Below are 18940 nucleotides of genomic sequence, written 5' to 3'. Positions count from 1 at the left end.
TGTCAGCTCTCGGGCTGCTCCTCCGGGGTCACCTCGGCCGCGGCTTTGGCGGTGATCGCCGACGTCGCGCCATTGGCGCCGTTCGTCAGTGCGAGCTCCTTGGGAGAGAGCACCGGCGGACGGGTGGAGGGGGTGCGGCGGGACGAGCCGGTCCAGGCGGGCCTGGGCGGACGCTTGACGATGGTGGCGAAGACCTCGGCGATCTGCTCCTTGCCCAGCGTCTCCTTCTCCAGCAGCTGGAGCACCAGGTTGTCGAGCACGTCGCGGTTCTCGACCAGGATCTCCCAGGCCTCGTTGTGCGCGTTCTCGATGAGCTTCTTGACCTCTTCGTCGACCAGCGCGGCGACCTCTTCCGAGTAGTCGCGCTGGTGACCCATCTCACGCCCGAGGAACGGCTCGCTGTTGTCGCCGCCGAACTTGATCGCACCGAGACGCTCGGTCATCCCGTACTGGGTGACCATCGCGCGGGCCAGGTTGGTGGCCTTCTCGATGTCGTTCGAGGCGCCCGTGGTCGGGTCGTGGAAGACCAGCTCCTCGGCCGCCCGGCCGCCCATCATGTACCCGAGCTGGTCGAGCATCTCGTTGCGGGTGGTCGAGTACCTGTCCTCGTCCGGCAGCACCATCGTGTAACCGAGGGCACGGCCCCGGGACAGGATGGTGATCTTGTGGACCGGGTCGGAGTTCGGCGAGGCCGCCGCGACCAGGGCGTGTCCGCCCTCGTGGTACGCGGTGATCTTCTTCTCCTTGTCCGACATGATCCGGGTCCGCTTCTGCGGGCCCGCGACCACACGGTCGATCGCCTCGTCCAGCATGTGGTTGTCGATCAGCTTCTTGTCGCTGCGGGCCGTCAGGAGCGCGGCCTCGTTCAGGACGTTGGAGAGATCGGCACCCGTCATACCGGGGGTGCGGCGGGCGACGGCGGACAGGTCGACGTCGGGCGCGACCGGCTTGCCCTTCTGGTGAACCTTGAGGATCTCCAGCCGGCCCTGCATGTCCGGGCGGTCGACGGCGATCTGCCGGTCGAAGCGGCCCGGACGCAGCAGCGCCGGGTCGAGGATGTCCGGGCGGTTCGTCGCGGCGATGAGGATCACGCCGCCCTTGACGTCGAAGCCGTCCATCTCGACGAGCAGCTGGTTCAGCGTCTGCTCGCGCTCGTCGTGACCACCGCCGAGGCCGGCGCCGCGGTGGCGGCCGACCGCGTCGATCTCGTCGACGAAGACGATCGCCGGGGCGTTCGCCTTGGCCTGCTCGAACAGGTCACGGACCCGGGAGGCACCGACACCGACGAACATCTCGACGAAGTCGGAACCGGAGATCGAGTAGAAGGGGACGCCCGCCTCGCCCGCGACGGCACGCGCGAGCAGCGTCTTGCCCGTACCGGGCGGGCCGTAGAGCAGCACGCCCTTCGGGATCTTGGCGCCCACGGCCTGGAACTTGGCGGGCTCCTGCAGGAACTCCTTGATCTCGTGGAGTTCCTCGACGGCCTCGTCCGCGCCGGCGACGTCCGAGAACGTCGTCTTCGGGGTGTCCTTGGTGATGAGCTTGGCCTTGGACTTCCCGAAGTTCATGACCCGGGAGCCGCCACCCTGCATCTGGTTCATCAGGAACAGGAAGACGACCACGATGAGGACGAAGGGGAGCAGCGACAGCAGGATGCCGACGAAAGCGTTCTGCTTGGTCGGCGAGACCGTGTAGCCGTCCGGGATCTGCTTGTTCTGGAACTTGTCCTGCAGGGTGTTGGCGAGGGTCACGCCCTGATCGCCGATGTAGCTCGCCTGGATCTTCGAGCTGCCCTCGATCTTCTCGCCGTCCTTGAGCTGGGCCTTGATGACCTGCTCTTCGCCGGTGGTCAGTTTGGCTTCTTTGACCTTGTTGTCATTGATCGCCTGGACAACCTGGCCGGTGTCCACCGTCTTGTAGCCGCCGGACGAGCCGACGACCTGCATCAACACGACCACGGCAAGGACGGCCAGCACGATCCACATGACTGGCCCACGGAAGTATCGCTTCACGTCCATCCATACGGAGCGGTACCGCCCCGTCCCTCCTGCCATAGTGAGTTTGATAAAAGACTGTTCTTCGGACGGTACCCCAGCTTTGTCGGCCGAAGCCGCAGGGGACTGATGGCAATCCCGTCCTCGCATGCTTCAACGGCGCGGAACCCGCTGGGGTTCCCGAGCGTCCTACGAGACTGGCCCGCCCTCGTGACGAGGGCGTTCCCGTCCGCGTGACGGAGGCGTTTCAGCCGCCGTAGACGTGGGGCGCGAGCGTACCGACGAACGGGAGGTTGCGGTACTTCTCCGCGTAGTCGAGGCCGTAGCCCACGACGAATTCGTTGGGGATGTCGAAGCCGACCCACTCGACCTCGATGGCGACCTTGGCGGCGTCCGGCTTGCGCAGCAGGGTGCACACCTTGAGCGACTCCGGCTCGCGCGAGCCGAGGTTGGACAGCAGCCAGGACAGGGTCAGACCGGAGTCGATGATGTCCTCGACGATCAGGACGTGCTTGCCCTTGATGTCGGTGTCGAGATCCTTGAGGATCCGCACCACACCGGAGGACTGGGTGCCCGCGCCGTAGGAGGACACGGCCATCCAGTCCATGGTGACCGGGGTGGACAGCGCCCGGGCGAGGTCCGCCATGACCATCACCGCGCCCTTGAGGACTCCGACGAGGAGCAGATCCTTGCCCGTGTACTCCGCGTCGACCTTCGCGGCCAGCTCAACCAGCTTCGCGTCGATCTCTTCCTTGGTGATGAGTACCTCTTTGAGGTCGGCACCCATGTCGTTCGCGTCCACCCGCATCACTTTCGGTCGGTCGTCCCAGGGCCGCTCCCGGACACCCGTCCCGTACGAGGGGCCGGGGGCCCGTGTGACGGGCCCGTCGGCGTCCGGTCTCAGCCTTGCCGAATCACCAGTCTGCCACCCTGCCGCTGGGCGACGACCCGGCCGGGGAGATTGATGGCTCCCTGGCCTCTCCAGCCGGTGATCAGACGGTCGACCTCTTCGATGTGCCGGGCGAAGAGGGAACCGGCCGGGGCACCGGCCTCGATGGCGGCGCGGCGCAGGATCCGGCGGCGTACGGCGGGCGGCAGGGCGTAGAGCTTGGCGCACTCCAGGAGACCGGCGGCGTCGCGGACGGAGGCCTCGGCCTGGCGGGCCCAGGTGTCGAGGGCGTCGGCGTCGTCACGGGAGAGGTGGGCCGTACGGGCGAGGGCCTCTACGACGCCCTTGCCCAGCGCCTTCTCCAGGGCGGGCAGGCCCTCGTGCCGGAGCCGGGACCGGGTGTAGGCGGGATCGGCGTTGTGCGGGTCGTCCCAGACGGGCAGGGACTGGACCATGCAGGCCTTGCGGGCGGTCTGCCGGTCGATCCCGAGGAAGGGACGGCGGTAGCGGCCGTCGGCCCCCGAGACCGCGGCCATACCGGAGAGGGAGCGGATGCCGGAGCCGCGGGCGAGGCCGAGCAGGACTGTCTCGGCTTGGTCGTCGCGGGTGTGGCCGAGCAGGACGGCGGCTCCGCCGTGGCGTTCGAGAGCGGCGTCCAGGGCGGCGTAGCGCGCGTCACGGGCGGCGGCCTCGGGGCCGCCCTCGCGGCCGACGGTCACGGCGACGGACTCGACCGGGTCCAGGCCGAGCTCCCTGAGGCGCAGCACGACTTCCTCGGCGCGCAGCTCGGAGCCGGGCTGCAGACCGTGGTCGACGGTGATACCGCCGGCCCGGACGCCGAGCTTGTGCGCCTCGAAGGCGAGGGCGGAGGCGAGCGCCATGGAGTCGGCGCCGCCGGAGCACGCCACGAGCACGAGCGGCTGCCCGGACCCGCCGGAGCCGGGAGGCGCGGACCCGGTGAGCGTGGTCCCCGCAGGCACGGCGGCGGGGCGTACGGCCTCGGGGGGCGCGGGCGCCGGTGGTGCGCCCGCGCTGGACGGCGCGCCGGAGGTCGCGTGGGCGGGCGCGTGAAGGGTGGTCTTCGTGTGGTGTTCGGTGAGGAGGTCATGGAGTACGCGGCGGACCGCCAGGCGTATCGCCGCGACCGCGGGGTGGGGACCCATGTCCGGTTCCCTTCATGAAATTGTCGGGGGGGGGTTGGCCCGAGTTCGGTCACTCAGAGTGTGTAGATGGTGACAGAACTGGGCCGTTCCCCGAGCATCGCACGCCTACCCATCGCTCACGGTCCCTCGGACGGGTGATTGGAGGGGCGTTTGCCTGCCGTCGGCCGGATTCGTTCACCACGCTCACGCAGGGCTCACGATTCGGCCTTGCGATGCACCCGCGCGACCCAGTCCGCCGGTTTGGCGATCTCCGCCTTCGTCGGCAGGGTGTTCGGGGAGGTCCACACCCGGTTGAAACCGTCCATACCGACCTGTTCGACGACCGCTCGCACGAAACGCTCGCCGTCCTTGTACTGCCTGAGCTTGGCGTCCAGGCCGAGCAGCTTGCGCAGGGCGAGGTCCAGGCGGGAGGCGCCCTTCGCGCGCCGTTGCTGGAACTTCTCGCGGATCTCGGCGACCGACGGCACGACGGCGGGGCCGACGCCGTCCATCACGAAGTCGGCGTGGCCCTCCAGAAGGGACATGACGGCCGTCAGCCGGCCGAGGATCTCGCGCTGGGCGGGCGACTGCACCAACTCCACGATCGAGTGACCGTCGTCGCCCACCTCTCCCTCGGGCCGGCCACCCGCGAGTGACTGGGCGGCCTCCCTGACGCGCTCCAGGAAGGTCGTGGGGTCGACCTCGGTCTCCCCCAGGAACGACTGGATTTCACCCTCAAGGTGGTCCCGCAGCCAGGGCACCGCCGTGAACTGGGTCCGGTGCGTCTCCTCGTGCAGACAGACCCAGAGACGGAAGTCGTGGGGCTGTACGTCGAGTTCGCGCTCCACGTGCACGATGTTCGGGGCGACCAGCAGCAGTCGGCCGCCGCCGTTCTCCCCCGCGGGGAGCTCGCGGGTCGCCGGGGCGAACGTCTCGTACTGGCCGAGGACCCGGGAGGCGAGGAACGACAGCAGCATGCCCAGCTCCACGCCGGTGACCTTGCCGCCGACGGCGCCCAGCACGGCCCCGCCCGGGGTGCTGCCGCGACGTTCCTGCATCTTGTCCAGCAGCGGCTTCAGCAACTCCCGGAAGCCGGCGACGTTCGCCCGGACCCAGCCCGGGCGGTCGACGACGAGGATCGGGGTGTCGTCACCCGTCTCGGGCAGCATCCGCGTGAACGCGCGGACGTGTCCCTCCGACGCCTTCGCGTGCCGGCGGAGCTCGGCGACGATGGCACGGGCCTCGTCGCGGCTCACCTCGGGGCCCGGCCGTACGAGCCGGGTCGCGGTCGCCACCGCGAGATTCCAGTCGACCATCTCGGCACCACCGATACGAGTCATGTCGTCAACCGTACGGGAGCGCTGCCGCTTGGGGCAGGCCGTGAGGGGGTGGGTGCCTTGGGTCGTCTGGTCCGTGCGGGTGAGTCGTGGTTGCTCGCGCCGTTCCCCGAGCCCCTGGGGGGGGGGAGGGGTGCCCGTTGCGTTTCGGGTGCGGGCTCGTCGTGGTTGCTCGCGCAGTTCCCCGCGCCCCTAGGGGGGAGGGGTGCCCGTTGCGTTTCGGGTGCGGGCTCGTCGTGGTTGCTCGCGCGGTTCCCCGCGCCCCTTTGGGGCGGGGGTCAGGGGCAGCCGCAGGTGGCCAGGGCTGAGGCTGCTTTGTCCAGGGCCTTGGGGGCGGCTTCTCGGTCTGTGGTGGCGGTGGCGAGGAAGGCGAAGGTGAGGAGGCGGCCGTCGGCGTCCACGACGGTGCCGGCGAGGGTGTTCACGCCGGTCAGGGTGCCGGTTTTGGCGCGTACGACGCCGGTGCCGGAGGTGTCGGTGGTGTAGCGGGTGCTGAGGGTGCCCGTGAAGCCGGCTACCGGGAGGCCGGTGAGGACAGGGCGGAGTTCGGGGTGGGACGGGGCCGCGGACTTGGCGAGAAGGGTGGTGAGGAGCTCGGCGGTGAGTCGGTTGCCCCGGCTCAGGCCGCTGCCGTCGGCGAACTCGACTCCGTCGAGGGGGACTTCGAGCTTCTTGAGTTCCTTCTTGATCGCCGCCGCGCCGCCCTCGAAGCTCGGCTGCTCCCCCGCCGCGAGCGCGACCTGGCGGGCCAGGGCCTCGGCGATGTCGTTGTCGCTGTTGGTGAGCATGCGCTCGACCAGGGTGGACAGGGGGGCGGAGGAGACGGATGCCAGCCGCTCGGCGTTCTTCGTCGCCTTCGAGCCGCCCTGCGTCTTGGTCTCGATGCCCCGGTTTTTCAGGAGGGCCGCGAACTCGTCGGCCGCGTCCGACGCCGGGGCGGTGGAGCGGAGGGCCGTGCCCCTGGTGGAGTCGTCGAGACGGGCCTCGTCGACCATCAGGGCGGTGACGGGGGCCAGGTTGCCGTCGACGCCGATGGAGTGGAGCTCGGGCCCGGCGTAGAGGGAGTCGTCGTAGGTGAGGGTGATCTCGTTCAGGTGACGCTTCTCGAGGGCGGCGGCCGTGTCGTCGGCGAGGGTGCGCAGGCTCGCGTAGCCGTCCGCGTCCTTGTGGGCGGTGAGAGTGGGGTCGCCGCCGCCGACGAGGACGACGTCGGCGGAGTCGGGCTCCAGGACCGTACGGGTCTCGATGCGGTGGTCGGGGCCGGCCGCCGAGAGGACCGCGGCTGCGGTGGCGATCTTGGTGGTGGAGGCGGGGGTCAGCGCCTCGTCGGCGCCCTTGGCGTAGAGCGGCTCGCCGGTCGCGACGTCGACGACGGCGGCCGCGAGGGTGGGGCCGAGCACCGGGGCGTCCAGCAGCGGATCGAGGACGTCGGCCAGGACGGCGCCGCCGGGTGCGGACCCCGCGCCGGAGGCGCCGTCGAGGCCGGCCAGCACGGCGGGGGCGCTCGGCGCGGGCTTGGGCGCCCCCGCCGACGTACCGGAGGACGTACCGGAAGTACGTCCGTGATCTGTGCCACCCTCGCCGCCGCGCGATGCCGCCCAGTCCTGCTCGGCCGTACGCTGACCGGATGAGTCCCACGGTCCGGCGGTGGCGACCGCCCCGGCCGAGAGCACCAGCCCCAGGGTGGCCGCGCCGGCGGTGTACTGGAGGGTCGTGAGCTGCGAAGAGCGTGCTGTGACGGCGCGCGCGGCGCGCACGGCGCCCTGTTTCACCAGCTGTGCGAGGCGCGCGGCACCGGGCTTCACGGCGCGCGCGGCGCGCACGAGCCCCGGTTTCACGGCGCGCGCGACCCGCTCCACATGCGGTCTCGCGGCCCGCCAGACCTTCGGCTCAACCACGACCACCAGCCCCTTTCGCGATCACACTCCGGCGTGAGGGACACTTAACCACCAGAACTATGTGTTGATCATGGAGGAGTCACCGGTGGAGTTCGACGTCACGATCGAGATCCCGAAGGGTTCGCGGAACAAGTACGAGGTGGACCACGAGACCGGTCGGATCCGCCTGGACCGTCGACTCTTCACCTCGACCGCCTACCCGACCGACTACGGCTTCGTCGAGAACACGCTCGGCGAGGACGGCGACCCGCTGGACGCGCTGGTCATCCTGGATGAGCCGACCTTCCCTGGCTGCCTCATCAAGTGCCGCGCGATCGGCATGTTCCGGATGACCGACGAGGCCGGCGGCGACGACAAGCTGCTGTGTGTCCCGGCGACCGACCCCCGGGTGGAGCACCTGCGTGACATCCACCACGTATCGGAGTTCGACCGCCTGGAGATCCAGCACTTCTTCGAGGTCTACAAGGACCTGGAGCCCGGCAAGTCCGTGGAGGGCGCCGACTGGGTCGGCCGTATCGAGGCCGAGGCCGAGGTCGAGAAGTCGTACAAGCGGTTCAAGGAGACGGGCGGTCACTGACCCCCTCGTCTTCCCCCGGCTTTCCCGCCGGTTGTCTTTCGCGAACGGGCTGTGCGACCCCTTGAGGGGCGCGCGGCCCGTTCGCGTATCAGTACGTGCCGGTGCGCATACTGAGGCGTACCGGAGGTGTCGTACAGGGAGCGCGGCGGAGTGGGAGTGACGGAACCGGAGGACCGCAAGCCGGTGTCGGACGAGGCGAGCGGGGCCTTCGTGCCGGTGCTGCCGGCGGGTATCGCTGTCGGGGGTGACGGCGAGTCGTCGGTGACGTCCGAGTTCGTGATTCCCGCCGGGCTCGACGTGCCGGCCACCGGGGTGGAGTCGGAGTCGCAGACGACCTCCGAGTTCGCCCTGCCGGAGGGGCTGGCGCCGCCCGAGCCGGTGCCCGGGGACCAGGAGGGGTCCGCGTTCAGTACGCCGCGCACCTACAGCGTGCGGCACGCGCCGGTCGCCTTCACGCCGCCCAGCGGGATTCCCGTCGTCAGCCTGACCAAGGACGTGCCCTGGCAGGACCGGATGCGCACGATGCTGCGGATGCCGGTGGCGGAGCGGCCCGCGCCGGAGCCGCCGGCGCGCGCGGAGGGCGACACGGGGCCCGCCGTACCGCGTGTGCTCGACCTCACCCTGCGTATCGGCGAGCTGCTGCTCGCGGGCGGCGAGGGCGCGGAGGACGTGGAGGCGGCGATGTTCGCCGTCTGCCGGTCCTTCGGCCTCGACCGCTGCGAGCCGACCGTCACCTTCACCCAGCTGTCGATCACCTACCAGCCGTCGCTCGTGGAGGACCCGGTCACGGCGTCCCGGATCGTACGGCGCCGGGTCACCGACTACACCCGGCTCGCGGCCGTCTTCCTGCTGGTGGACGACCTCAGCGACCTGGAGAACGCGATCTCCCTGGAGGAGGCGTACCGGCGGCTCGCCGAGATACGGCGCAACCGGCACCCGTACCCCGGCTGGGTGCTGACCGGGGCGAGCGGGCTGCTCGCGGGGGCCGCCTCCATGCTGGTCGGCGGTGGCGTCGTCGTCTTCGTCGCCGCCGCGCTGGGCGCGATGCTCGGCGACCGGCTGGCCTGGGTGTGCTCGGGGCGCGGGCTGCCGGAGTTCTACCAGTTCCTGGTCGCGGCGATGCCGCCGGCCGCGATCGGGGTGGCGCTGACCGTGGCGCACGTGGATGTGGCGGCGTCCGCCGTCATCACCGGTGGGCTCTTCGCGCTGCTGCCCGGGCGGGCGCTCGTCGCGGGTGTGCAGGACGGGCTGACCGGCTACTACATCACCGCGTCGGCCCGGCTGCTCGAGGTCATGTACCTCTTCGTGGGCATCGTGGTGGGCGTCCTGCTGGTGCTCTACTTCGGCGTGAAACTGGGCGCCCAGCTCAACCCGGACGCGGCGCTCGGCAGCGCGGAGCGGCCCCTGTGGCAGCTCGGCGCGTCGATGCTGTTGTCGCTGACCTTCGCGGTGCTGCTTCAGCAGGAACGATCCACCGTGCTGGCGGTGACCCTCAACGGGGGTGTCGCCTGGGTCGTGTACGGGGCCATGCACGACGTGGGCGAGATCTCGCCGGTCGCCTCCACGGCCGTCGCGGCGGGTGTGGTGGGGCTGTTCGGGCAGCTGCTGTCGCGGTATCGATTCGCTTCCGCGCTGCCCTATACGACCGCTGCGATCGGGCCGTTGCTGCCGGGGTCCGCGACGTATTTCGGGCTGTTGGCGTTCGCGCAGAACGATGTGGACGCGGGGTTGGTGTCGCTGACGAAGGCGGCGGCGCTGGCCATGGCCATCGCGATCGGGGTGAATCTCGGGTCCGAGTTGTTCCGGTTGTTCTTGCCGGGGGCGGCTCGGGCCGGGCGGAAGTCGGCGAAGCGGACCAGGGGATTCTGAGGCGCCTTATGGCCCGCGCCCCTTCAGGGCGCGGATCCCCGACCTCGCTGATCAGTACTGGGAGTTGTCCTGGCCGCCGTACGGGTAGCCCTGGTTCTGGTTCTGGGGGTACTGCTGTTGTTGCGGGTACTGGTCGGCGTACGGCTGCTGCTGGTAGCCGTAGTCCTGGTGGTAGCCCTCGTTCTGGTAGCCCTGGTTGGGGTCGTACTGCTGTTGCTGGTAGGGCTGGTTGTCGTCGGCCGAGGGGATGCGGCGGAGCTGGGTGGTCGCGTCGTCCAACATCGGGGCCGCGGCGGCCGGGGGCTCGGGGCGGTTCTTCTTGGCCTTCCTCGCCTTCAGGAGTTCGAAGACGATCGGGAGGACCGAGATGAGGACGATGAGGAGCAGCATCGCCTCGATGTTCGTGTGGACGAACTCGATCTGGCCGAGCCAGGAGCCGAGGAGGGTGACGCCCGCGCCCCAGAGGACGCCGCCGACGATGTTGTAGGTCAGGAACGTGCGGTACCGCATGCCGCTGACGCCGGCGATGATCGGCGTGAAGGTGCGCACGATGGGCACGAAGCGGGCCAGGATCAGGGACTTCGGACCGTGCTTCTCGAAGAACTCGTGGGCCTTGGTGACGTTCTCCTGCTTGAAGAGGCGGGAGTCCGGCCGCTTGAAGAGGGACGGGCCGACCTTCTTGCCGAACATGTAGCCCGCCTGGTCGCCCAGGATCGCGGCGGCGCAGATCAGCACGATGGCCAGCCACAGCGGGAAGTCCAGCGTCTTGGCGGTGATCAGCATGCCCGCCGTGAAGAGCAGCGAGTCACCCGGCAGGAAGAAGCCGATGAGGAGCCCTGACTCGGCGAACACGATCAGGAGCAGGCCCCAGATACCGAACGAGTCGAGCAGATAATCCGGATCCAGCCAGCTCGGTCCGAGGGCGATCGTCGTCACGGTTCCGGGCTCCTGGGGGGTGAGGGGAATTGCGGTCCGGTGGGCGAACCCACAGGGGTGACCAAAGCTATCAACGCACGGTCACCCCCCTAGGTTCCACCGGTTCCTCCAGAGTGCCCTGTGGCCGCACTGAGACCAAGCTGTGGGGCCGGCCGTGCGGTCAGGGGCGCCGCCGGGCCGCGTTGGCGGTGATGGCCTCCCGCAGATGCTCGGCGAGACCGGGGCGCGTGGCGTCGTAGAACGCCTTGAAACGATCGTCGGAGACGTACATCTCGCCGAGTCCCTGGTGCATCTCGTACGGGCAGTCGTAGAACCAGGTGCAGATGTGCTGCCGGTGCTCCTCGGCCATGTTCATGGCCGCCTCGCCGGTCGGCTGCTCGCCGGCGGTCATCAGGGCGTCGTAGCGCTCGCCCCAGTCGGCCACCTCGGCCTGCATGCGCTTGAAGTCTTCCTTGGTGTACGAGGCGGTGCGGCGCTGCGATTCGGCGTACGCCTCCGTGCCTCCCCAGCGCTGCTCAGCCTCCTCGGCGTACTGCTCGGGGTCCTTGTCCCCGAAGACCTCGAACCGTTCCTCGGGCGTGAGGTTGATGCCCATTCTGCGTGCCTCCATGGCGTGCTCCACGGCCGCGGCCATCTGCTGCAGCTTCTCGATCCGGGCGGTCAGCACCTCGTGCTGTCTGCGCAGGTGGTCCCGTGGGTCCACCTCCGGGTCGTCGAGCAGGGTCGCGACCTCGTCGAGGGGGAAGCCGAGCTCCCGGTGGAACAGGATCTGCTGGAGCCGGTCGAGGTCGGCGTCGCCGTAGCGGCGGTGACCCGCGTGGGTGCGCTCGCTCGGTACGAGCAGGCCGATCTCGTCGTAGTGGTGCAGCGTCCGCACCGTGACGCCGGCGAATCCGGCGACCTGCCCCACGGTGTAGCCCATGCTTCCGCTCCCCTTTCTGTTTCTGTGTCCTTCTTCCTTCTCGGTACGTGTTCCAGGCTGGGGCCTCACGTCGCGTGAGGTGCAAGTCCGTTTGCCGGGTGAACGTGCGGGTGCCCCGGGGCGGACCTACCGTCGAAGACATGCCACTGCACCGATGGGACAGCGCCGCCCGGCAGGACGAGGGGCGGGACCGGGACGACCGGCACCGGCTCGCCGTGAACCCTTTCTACGGCCAGGCCAACCCTGTCGGCGGCATGACCGAGGCGCCGCCCAGGCACCGGCTCCCGGACGCCCCGCTGGCCCCTTCGACGGCGTATCAACTGGTCCATGACGAACTCATGCTGGACGGCAACTCGCGGCTGAACCTGGCCACCTTCGTCACCACCTGGATGGAGCCGCAGGCCGGGGTGCTGATGGGTGAGTGCCAGGACAAGAACATGATCGACAAGGACGAGTACCCGCGCACGGCCGAGCTGGAGCGGCGGTGCGTGTCGATGCTCGCCGATCTGTGGAACGCGCCCGACCCGGCCGCCGCCGTCGGCTGTTCGACCACCGGGTCCAGCGAGGCCTGCATGCTCGCCGGGATGGCTCTGAAGCGGCGGTGGGCCCGGCGGAACGCCGGCCGCTATCCCTCGGCTCAGGCCCGGCCCAACCTCGTCATGGGCGTCAACGTCCAGGTCTGCTGGGACAAGTTCTGCAATTTCTGGGAGGTGGAGGCCCGGCAGGTGCCCATGGAGGGCGACCGGTTCCACCTCGATCCGGCGGCCGCCGCCGCGCTCTGCGACGAGAACACCATCGGGGTCGTCGGCGTCCTCGGCTCCACCTTCGACGGCTCGTACGAGCCGATCGCCGAGTTGTGCGCGGCGCTCGACGACCTCCAGGAGCGCACCGGGCTGGATGTGCCGGTGCATGTCGACGGGGCGTCCGGCGCCATGGTCGCCCCCTTCCTCGACGAGGAGCTGGTGTGGGACTTCCGGCTGCCCCGGGTGGCGTCCGTCAACACCTCCGGGCACAAGTACGGGCTCGTGTATCCGGGCGTGGGCTGGGCCCTTTGGCGGTCCGCCGCCGAGCTGCCCGAGGAGCTCGTCTTCCGGGTCAACTACCTCGGCGGCGACATGCCCACGTTCGCGCTCAACTTCTCCCGGCCGGGGGCGCAGGTCGTCGCGCAGTACTACACCTTCCTGCGGCTCGGACGTGAGGGGTACCGGGCGGTGCAGCAGTCCACGCGGGATGTCGCGCTGGGCCTCGCGGAACAGGTCGCGAAGTTCGGGGACTTCCGGCTGCTCACCCGGGGGGACCAGTTGCCGGTGTTCGCCTTCACCACGGCGGACGGTGTGACCGCGTTCGACGTGTTCGATGTGTCCCGGCGGCTGCGGGAGAAGGGGTGGCTGGTGCCGGCGTACACCTTTCCGGAGAACCGGCGGGATCTGTCCGTGCTGCGGGTGGTGTGCCGGAACGGGTTCTCCTCCGATCTCGCGGAGTTGTTCGTGGAGGATCTCGGGCTGTTGCTGCGTGAACTTCGGCGGCAGTCGGGGCCGTTGACGCGTGACACGGGGGCGGCTACCGGGTTTCATCACTAGGGGGTGGGAGCCGGGAGGGGGCTGGTGGGCTTTTTTCGCCCCCTCCGCCCCTACCCGTCCCATCCCGCATCTGGGGGCTGCGCCCCCAGACCCACTTTTCGGCCTGGACGGCCTCGTCCTCAAACGCCGGACGGGCCCACTTATTACTTGCTCAGCATGGCGAAACGCCTTACCGCCAGTGGGAAGAAGACCGCCAGCAGGGCCAGTGGCCAGCCGATCGCCGACCATACGTGTGCCGCGTCCACGGCGCCGCCGTCGAACAGGTCCCGTACGGCCGTCGCGGTGTGGGACATGGGGTTCCATTCGACGGCCGTGCCCAGCCAGCCGGGCATCGAGGCGGGGGTGGCGAAGGCGTTGGAGAGGAAGCCGACCGGCCAGACGAGGATCTGGACGGTTGTCACCAGCTCCGGTCTGCCGGCCACCATCGCCAGGTGGATGCCGATCCAGAGCATGGCGAAGCGGAAGAGGAGGAGCAGGCCGAGCGCGCCGAGGAGGGCTGCGGGGCCGCCGTGGGTACGCCGGCCGAGTGCGGCGGCGACGGCGATCAGGACGGCCAGGCCGAGAGCCGACTGGAGCATGTCGGCGGCCGAACGGCCCACTAGGACCGCGCCGTTGGTCATCGGCATCGCGCGGAACCTGTCGATCACGCCCTTGTTGAGGTCCTGGGTGACGGCGAGCATCGTGCCCTCCAGGCCGAAGGCCATGGTGAGCGCGAGCATGCCGGGGACCAGGTAGTCGAGGTAGTCGCCGGTCACTCCGCGGCCGCCGCCGACCAGGTAGCCGAACATCAGCAGCAGCATCACGGGGAAGACCAGCCCGACGAGCACCTGCACCGGCTGCCGCGCCCAGTGGGCGAGTTCGCGGCGGGTCATGGTCCAGGAATCGGTCAGTGCGTAGGTGCTCATGCTCGTGCGGCCTCCTTCTCCGGGTGGTCGCCGGCCCTGTCGTCCACGGTGAGGTGCAGGAACACCTCGTCCAGGGTCGGGCGGCGCAGGGCGATGTCCTCGGCCTCGACGCCGGCGTCCGCCAAGGCGCGGACGACTCCGGAGAGGGCCGTCATACGGTCGGCGACCGGGGAGCTGAGGCGGCGGCGGTCGGCGTCCACGGAGATGTCGTCCTTCGGTACGGGCAGCAGGGCGACGGCGGCGCCCAGTTGGCCGGCGTCGCGCAGGACGACGTCGATGCGGTCGCCGCCGGTGAGGGTCTTCAGGTCGTCCGGTGTGCCGTCGGCGACGACCCGGCCGTGGTCGACGACCGAGATGCGGTCGGCGAGCTGGTCGGCCTCCTCCAGGTACTGGGTGGTGAGCAGGACCGTCGTACCGCCGCCGACCAGGGAGCGGACGGAGTCCCAGACCTCGGCGCGGCCGCGCGGGTCGAGGCCGGTGGTCGGCTCGTCCAGGAAGAGCACCTCCGGTTCGGTGATCAGGGACGCGGCGAGGTCGAGGCGGCGGCGCATGCCGCCGCTGTACTGCTTGACGGCCTTGCGGCCGGTGTCGGCGAGACCGAAGCGCGCCAGGAGCTCACCGGCCCGCACGCGCGCGTGGCGGGCGCCCAGGTGATGGAGGCGGGCGAACATCTCCAGGTTCTGCCGGCCGCCGAGCTTCTCGTCGAGCGCGGCGTGCTGGCCGAGCAAACCGATGCGGGAGCGCACCTCACGCGCGCGTGTCACCACGTCGTGTCCCGCCACCTCGACGCGGCCCGCGTCGGGTCGCAGCAGAGTCGACAGGACGCGGACCAGGGTCGTCTTGCCCGCGCCGTTGGGCCCGAGCACGCCGTGCACGGTGCCGCGCGCGACCGCGAGGTCGAGCCCGTCGAGGGCCGCCTTGCCGCCGTTGCCGCGATTTCCGCCCTTGGCTCGCTTGCCGCCGTATGCCTTGCGTGCTCCTTCGACCGTGATCGCCGAATCGGCCATGAGGCCTCCCCCTCGACAGGAATATTAGTCAAACTTGACTAGATGCTTCGAAGGTAACTCTCCCAAGGGAGCGTAGTCAAACTTGATTAGCCAACGTCCTAGCGGTCGTCCCCCGGATGCCGCTCCCCCGTCGCGTACGGGTTCTCCTGCCCCTCGACCAGGACGCCGATGAACGGCTCGCCCTCCCCCGCGAAGGTGTAGGCGCCGCCGCGGATGCGTTCGATGAGGCCCTGGGTCCAGCGGGCGCCCGAATCGGCGGAGTCGAGCCAGAAGTTCATGATCTCGCCGATGTGGCCGAACTGGCCGGGGCCCTCCTCGGGCATGTAGTACTCGGTGATGGCCTTGCGCCACTCCCCGATGGTCCGCACCCGCTCCGCCAGGAGTCCGAGCACCTCCTCGCGGCCGAGGTCGACCATGCAGCCGAGCCCGGCGGAGAGTACGTCCCGCTTCTGGTCGTAGGCGGTGAGGGACTCGCGCAGCAGTTTGAGGTACTCCTCGGTGCCGGCCTCGGTGATCTCGTACTCGGTGCGAGGGGGGCCGCCGGCGGTGGAGGGGGCGGTCTCGTGCGCGAGCAGCAGCCCCTGTTTCGCCATCTGCTTCAGGGCGTGGTAGATCGAGCCGGGCTTGGCGTTGGACCACTCGTGCGCGCCCCAGTACTCCAGGTCGTTGCGCACCTGGTAGCCGTGGGCCCGCCCGTGCTGGCGCACGGCGCCGAGCACGAGAAGACGGATCGCTGACATGGGGCCAGCGTAGAACCCGCGCGGATCAGCCCCGGCCCGCACCCGGCCCGTTCACCACTGGCTCGAACGCCGTCGGACCAGGATCGCCGACCAGGATCGCGGTCAAGTCAGGCGGCCGTGCGGCCGACGTGTTCGATATGGAGTGTGCGCGTCTGCGGATCGATGCGGCACAGGATGCGCCAGGGAGCACGGTGCGAGCGCCGATGCTCCGCGCCCCAAGCATGCGAACCCTCGGGGCGCTCGTCCTGGGCGAGCCGGTCAGCGGCTCGCAGGAGCGTGTCGACACTGTTCGGATCGCCCTTGAGGTGTCCGGCAGCCGAGTTGAGAGCCGCCGGTTCCCACAACACCTGCCAGGTCACTCACTCCTCCCCGCCGCTTCGAGCAGCGCGCGGCGGGCCTCGTCATGCGGTAGCGGAGTCTCGGCGCGACCGAGAGCGCGGTCACGCTCCAGTCGGGCGAGGGCGAGAGCGTCCTGAAGGTCCTCCAGCTCGGCGGGGGAGATGAGGACAGCGGCCGGAACCCCGCGATCAGTCAGGGTGATGTGCTCGTGCTGGGCGGCCCGGCGGGCGAGTTCCCCGAGCTTGCCCCGCGCCTCCGCGATGGGATACGTAGCAGACATGCCTCTACTGTGCGCCTAGACGCATGTCTGCCAAACCCGTACCGTCCCGAACCCGCGACCGTCAGAACGGGAAGAAGCTCCGCTTGTGCTGGACCGAGATCCACTTCTGGGTGGTGAACGCGTCCACCGTCATCTCGCCGTTGAGGCGGCCGATGCCGGAGTGCTTCTCGCCGCCGAAGGGGACGAGGGGCTCGTCGTGGACGGTGCTGTCGTTGACGTGGAACATGCCGGTCTCGATCTGCTTGGCGAAGGCGACACCGCGCTCGACGTCCCCGGTGTGGACGGCGCCGCTGAGGCCGTACGGGGTGTCGTTGACGAGGCGGACGGCCTCCTCCTCGCTGTCGAAGGGGAGGAGGAAGACGACCGGGCCGAAGACCTCCTGCCGGAGGAGGGCGGAGCCGGCGGGGAGGCCGGTGAGGACGGACGGCTCGACCAGGTTGTCGGTCCTGCTGCCGTGGACGAGCGCCGTCGCGCCCTCCGCGAGGGCCTGCTCGACGACGCCGGTGAGGGAGTCGGCCTGGGAGGAGTTGATGACCGGGCCGATGACCGTCTGCGGGTCGCGCGGGTCGCCGACCTTCAGCGTCTTCACCTTCGCCACGAACTTCTCGGTGAACTCGGCCTGGATCGAGCGGTCCACGAGAACGCGGTTGGCGGCCATGCAGACCTGGCCCTGGTGGACGTAGCGCGAGAAGACGGCCGCGTCGACGGCGTAGTCGATGTCCGCGTCGTCCAGGACCACCAGCGCGCTGTTGCCACCCAGTTCGAGGATCGTGCGCTTGAAGTTCTGGGCGGCGATCGTGGCGACATGGCGGCCGACCCTGTCGGAGCCGGTGAAGGAGATGACCTTGGGGATCGGGTGCTCGATGAAGGCGTCGCCGATCTCCGCGATGTCGGTGACGACGACGTTGAGCAGACCGCCCGGCAGGCCCGCCTCCTCGAATATCTTCGCGACCAGCGTGCCACCCGTGACGGGGGCGCTCTGGTGCGGCTTCAGCACCACGCCGTTGCCGAGGGCGAGGGCCGGGGCGACCGACTTGATGGAGAGCAGGAACGGGAAGTTGAAGGGGCTGATGACGCCCACCACACCGACCGGCACCCGGTAGAGGCGGTTCTCCTTGCCGTCGATCGGCGAAGGAAGGATTCTGCCCTCGGGGCGCAGCGCCAGCTGAACCGATTCGCGCAGGAACTCCTTGGCGAGGTGCAGCTCGAAGCCCGCCTTCAGCCGCGTACCGCCGAGCTCGGCGATGATCACCTCGGTGATCTCCTGCTCGCGCTCCTCGATGACCCGCAGCGCCCTCTCGAAGACCGCGCGACGCCCGTACGCGTTGGCCTCGGCCCATTCCTTCTGGGCGGCCCGGGCGGCCCGGTAGGCCTCGTCCACCTCGTCGACCGTGGCGATCGTGATCGACGCGAGCTTCTCGTCGTCGTACGGGTTGAAGTCGATGATGTCCCAGGAGCCAGTGCCCGGGCGCCACTCGCCACCGATGTACTGCTGGGCCAGATCGGTGAAGTAGGACGACATGTGATCCTCAATCAGTCGGCATCGATCAATGATTGATCACACGTCATCGTACTGACGAGTAAAGGGAGTTGGAGAGTACTCGGGAGACTCTGTGAAGACTCTCAGGAAGGGAAGGGTCCCAAAGGAGGGACGCCGCCCCCGGGACAGCCGCGGACACTCAGGACAGCTGGAGCAGCCCTCGCAGCAGATCCCGGCTCTCGGCCGCGGACGGGCTGTCGTCCTGGAGCTGCTTGATCGCCCGCTCGTACTGGGCGACGTCCTCACCCTTGTCCAAGTAGAGCGCGCTGGTGAGTTGTTCGAGATAGACGACGTCGGAGAGGTCGGTCTCGGGGAAGCTCAGCACCGTGAAGGCGCCGCTCTCGCCGGAGTGTCCGCCGAAGCTGAACGGCATGACCTGGAGCTGTACGTTCGGGCGCTCCGAGACGTCTATCAGATGCTGGAGCTGATTCCGCATCACTTCCCGGCCCCCGTAAGGCCTGCGCAGCGCGGCCTCGTCGAGGACGCAGTGGAACTCGGGGGCGTTCTCGGAGACCAGATACTTCTGGCGCTCCATCCGTACGGCCACCCGCTTGTCGATCTCGGCGTCGGTCGCGCTCTTCATCCCCCGGGCGACGACCGCGTGGGCGTACGCCTCGGTCTGCAACAGGCCGTGCACGAACTGGACTTCGTACGAGCGGATGAAGTGGGCCGCGGCTTCGAGGCCGACGTAGGTGGGGAACCAGCTGGGCAGGACGTCCGAGTAGCTGTGCCACCAGCCGGCGACGTTCGCTTCCTTCGCCAGGGAGAGCAGCGAGGTGCGCTCGGACTCGTCGGTGACTCCGTAGAGGGTCAACAGGTCCTCCACGTCACGGGTCTTGAAGCTGACCCGGCCGAGTTCCATTCGGCTGATCTTCGACTCGGAGGACCGGATCGAGTACCCGGCCTTCTCCCTCGTGATCCCCTGCGCCTCGCGCAGCCGCCTGAGATGCGAGCCCAGCAGCATCCGCCTCACCACCGACCCGCT

Annotated in this window: 17 protein-coding genes; 3 read left to right on the top strand and 14 right to left on the bottom strand. The window is 69.5% G+C overall.

Going from position 1 to position 18940, the window contains the following annotated elements; all coding sequences use genetic code 11:
* Positions 1-2: 2 nt before the first annotated feature.
* The 5 genes from ftsH to dacB all read right to left on the bottom strand — a co-directional run bounded on the left by ftsH (position 3) and on the right by dacB (position 7266).
* Positions 3-2018, bottom strand: coding sequence for an ATP-dependent zinc metalloprotease FtsH (ftsH, locus tag I8N67_RS19910; RefSeq protein ID WP_200304502.1), 2016 nt, complete (start codon positions 2016-2018; stop codon positions 3-5).
* A gap of 223 nt (positions 2019-2241) precedes the next feature.
* Complete coding sequence (gene hpt / locus I8N67_RS19905; RefSeq protein WP_200304547.1) at positions 2242-2802, bottom strand: hypoxanthine phosphoribosyltransferase; 561 nt, start codon at positions 2800-2802, stop codon at positions 2242-2244.
* A gap of 92 nt (positions 2803-2894) precedes the next feature.
* Positions 2895-4046: a tRNA lysidine(34) synthetase TilS gene (gene tilS / locus I8N67_RS19900; protein WP_200304501.1), complete on the bottom strand. Its 1152-nt coding sequence runs from the start codon at positions 4044-4046 to the stop codon at positions 2895-2897.
* 194 nt (positions 4047-4240) lie between these two features.
* Positions 4241-5365 (bottom strand): Rv3626c family coenzyme F420 biosynthesis-associated protein, encoded by a 1125-nt coding sequence (locus tag I8N67_RS19895; protein WP_200304500.1) that lies wholly within the window; start codon positions 5363-5365, stop codon positions 4241-4243.
* A gap of 275 nt (positions 5366-5640) precedes the next feature.
* A complete protein-coding gene (dacB, locus tag I8N67_RS19890) occupies positions 5641-7266 on the bottom strand; it encodes a D-alanyl-D-alanine carboxypeptidase/D-alanyl-D-alanine endopeptidase (protein WP_200304499.1) in 1626 nt (541 codons plus the stop codon).
* Positions 7267-7345: 79 nt separating this feature from the next.
* On the opposite strand from dacB, the gene I8N67_RS19885 reads away from it, so the two are divergent.
* Together I8N67_RS19885 and I8N67_RS19880 are read left to right on the top strand one after the other, a co-directional pair.
* Positions 7346-7837, top strand: a complete 492-nt coding sequence (locus tag I8N67_RS19885) for an inorganic diphosphatase (RefSeq protein WP_200304546.1) — start codon at positions 7346-7348, stop codon at positions 7835-7837.
* A gap of 156 nt (positions 7838-7993) precedes the next feature.
* Positions 7994-9706: a threonine/serine exporter family protein gene (locus I8N67_RS19880; protein WP_200304498.1), complete on the top strand. Its 1713-nt coding sequence runs from the start codon at positions 7994-7996 to the stop codon at positions 9704-9706.
* A 51-nt stretch (positions 9707-9757) separates the two neighbouring features.
* Here the strand turns inward: I8N67_RS19880 and I8N67_RS19875 are convergent, their stop codons facing one another.
* Both I8N67_RS19875 and I8N67_RS19870 read right to left on the bottom strand, forming a co-directional pair.
* On the bottom strand, positions 9758-10642 hold the full coding sequence (locus I8N67_RS19875; RefSeq protein WP_200304497.1) for a DedA family protein: 885 nt from the start codon (positions 10640-10642) through the stop codon (positions 9758-9760).
* 160 nt (positions 10643-10802) lie between these two features.
* Positions 10803-11564, bottom strand: coding sequence for a MerR family transcriptional regulator (locus tag I8N67_RS19870; RefSeq protein ID WP_200304496.1), 762 nt, complete (start codon positions 11562-11564; stop codon positions 10803-10805).
* Positions 11565-11704: 140 nt separating this feature from the next.
* Between I8N67_RS19870 and gad the strand changes: the two genes are divergently transcribed.
* Positions 11705-13144 (top strand): glutamate decarboxylase, encoded by a 1440-nt coding sequence (gene gad / locus I8N67_RS19865; protein WP_200304495.1) that lies wholly within the window; start codon positions 11705-11707, stop codon positions 13142-13144.
* Between the two features lie 143 nt (positions 13145-13287).
* Here the strand turns inward: gad and I8N67_RS19860 are convergent, their stop codons facing one another.
* The 7 genes from I8N67_RS19860 to I8N67_RS19830 form a co-directional block, all read right to left on the bottom strand.
* A complete protein-coding gene (locus I8N67_RS19860) occupies positions 13288-14049 on the bottom strand; it encodes an ABC transporter permease (protein ID WP_200304494.1) in 762 nt (253 codons plus the stop codon).
* Entirely contained in the window at positions 14046-15056 is a 1011-nt protein-coding gene (locus I8N67_RS19855) for an ATP-binding cassette domain-containing protein (protein ID WP_200304493.1), read from the bottom strand. Before I8N67_RS19855 ends, I8N67_RS19860 begins: the two co-directional genes overlap by 4 nt.
* A gap of 98 nt (positions 15057-15154) precedes the next feature.
* Positions 15155-15796: a PadR family transcriptional regulator gene (locus I8N67_RS19850; RefSeq protein WP_200304492.1), complete on the bottom strand. Its 642-nt coding sequence runs from the start codon at positions 15794-15796 to the stop codon at positions 15155-15157.
* A gap of 107 nt (positions 15797-15903) precedes the next feature.
* A complete protein-coding gene (locus I8N67_RS19845) occupies positions 15904-16155 on the bottom strand; it encodes a type II toxin-antitoxin system RelE/ParE family toxin (protein WP_200304491.1) in 252 nt (83 codons plus the stop codon).
* Positions 16152-16415, bottom strand: a complete 264-nt coding sequence (locus tag I8N67_RS19840; RefSeq protein ID WP_200304490.1) for a type II toxin-antitoxin system prevent-host-death family antitoxin — start codon at positions 16413-16415, stop codon at positions 16152-16154. The genes I8N67_RS19845 and I8N67_RS19840 overlap by 4 nt, the downstream gene beginning before the upstream one ends.
* 61 nt (positions 16416-16476) lie before the next feature.
* On the bottom strand, positions 16477-17937 hold the full coding sequence (locus tag I8N67_RS19835; RefSeq protein ID WP_200304489.1) for an aldehyde dehydrogenase family protein: 1461 nt from the start codon (positions 17935-17937) through the stop codon (positions 16477-16479).
* A 157-nt stretch (positions 17938-18094) separates the two neighbouring features.
* Positions 18095-18931 (bottom strand): Sco1979 family transcriptional regulator, encoded by an 837-nt coding sequence (locus I8N67_RS19830; protein ID WP_200304545.1) that lies wholly within the window; start codon positions 18929-18931, stop codon positions 18095-18097.
* Positions 18932-18940 lie beyond the last annotated feature (9 nt).

It is taken from the genome of Streptomyces adelaidensis (assembly GCF_016598475.1).
In the GTDB taxonomy this organism is placed as follows: Bacteria; Actinomycetota; Actinomycetes; order Streptomycetales; family Streptomycetaceae; genus Streptomyces; species Streptomyces adelaidensis.
Note: the sequence above shows the minus strand (reverse complement) of the source record. Positions and strands in the feature narration are given on the sequence as shown.

Coding starts and splice junctions, on each gene's coding strand:
- I8N67_RS19855 (WP_200304493.1), bottom strand. CDS start 15,056: ATGGCCGATTCGGCGATCACGGTCGAAGGAGCACGCAAGGCATACGGC.
- I8N67_RS19835 (WP_200304489.1), bottom strand. CDS start 17,937: ATGTCGTCCTACTTCACCGATCTGGCCCAGCAGTACATCGGTGGCGAG.
- I8N67_RS19840 (WP_200304490.1), bottom strand. CDS start 16,415: ATGTCTGCTACGTATCCCATCGCGGAGGCGCGGGGCAAGCTCGGGGAA.
- ftsH (WP_200304502.1), bottom strand. CDS start 2,018: ATGGACGTGAAGCGATACTTCCGTGGGCCAGTCATGTGGATCGTGCTG.
- I8N67_RS19860 (WP_200304494.1), bottom strand. CDS start 14,049: ATGAGCACCTACGCACTGACCGATTCCTGGACCATGACCCGCCGCGAA.
- I8N67_RS19850 (WP_200304492.1), bottom strand. CDS start 15,796: ATGTCAGCGATCCGTCTTCTCGTGCTCGGCGCCGTGCGCCAGCACGGG.
- I8N67_RS19895 (WP_200304500.1), bottom strand. CDS start 5,365: ATGACTCGTATCGGTGGTGCCGAGATGGTCGACTGGAATCTCGCGGTG.
- tilS (WP_200304501.1), bottom strand. CDS start 4,046: ATGGGTCCCCACCCCGCGGTCGCGGCGATACGCCTGGCGGTCCGCCGC.
- gad (WP_200304495.1), top strand. CDS start 11,705: ATGCCACTGCACCGATGGGACAGCGCCGCCCGGCAGGACGAGGGGCGG.
- I8N67_RS19870 (WP_200304496.1), bottom strand. CDS start 11,564: ATGGGCTACACCGTGGGGCAGGTCGCCGGATTCGCCGGCGTCACGGTG.
- hpt (WP_200304547.1), bottom strand. CDS start 2,802: ATGCGGGTGGACGCGAACGACATGGGTGCCGACCTCAAAGAGGTACTC.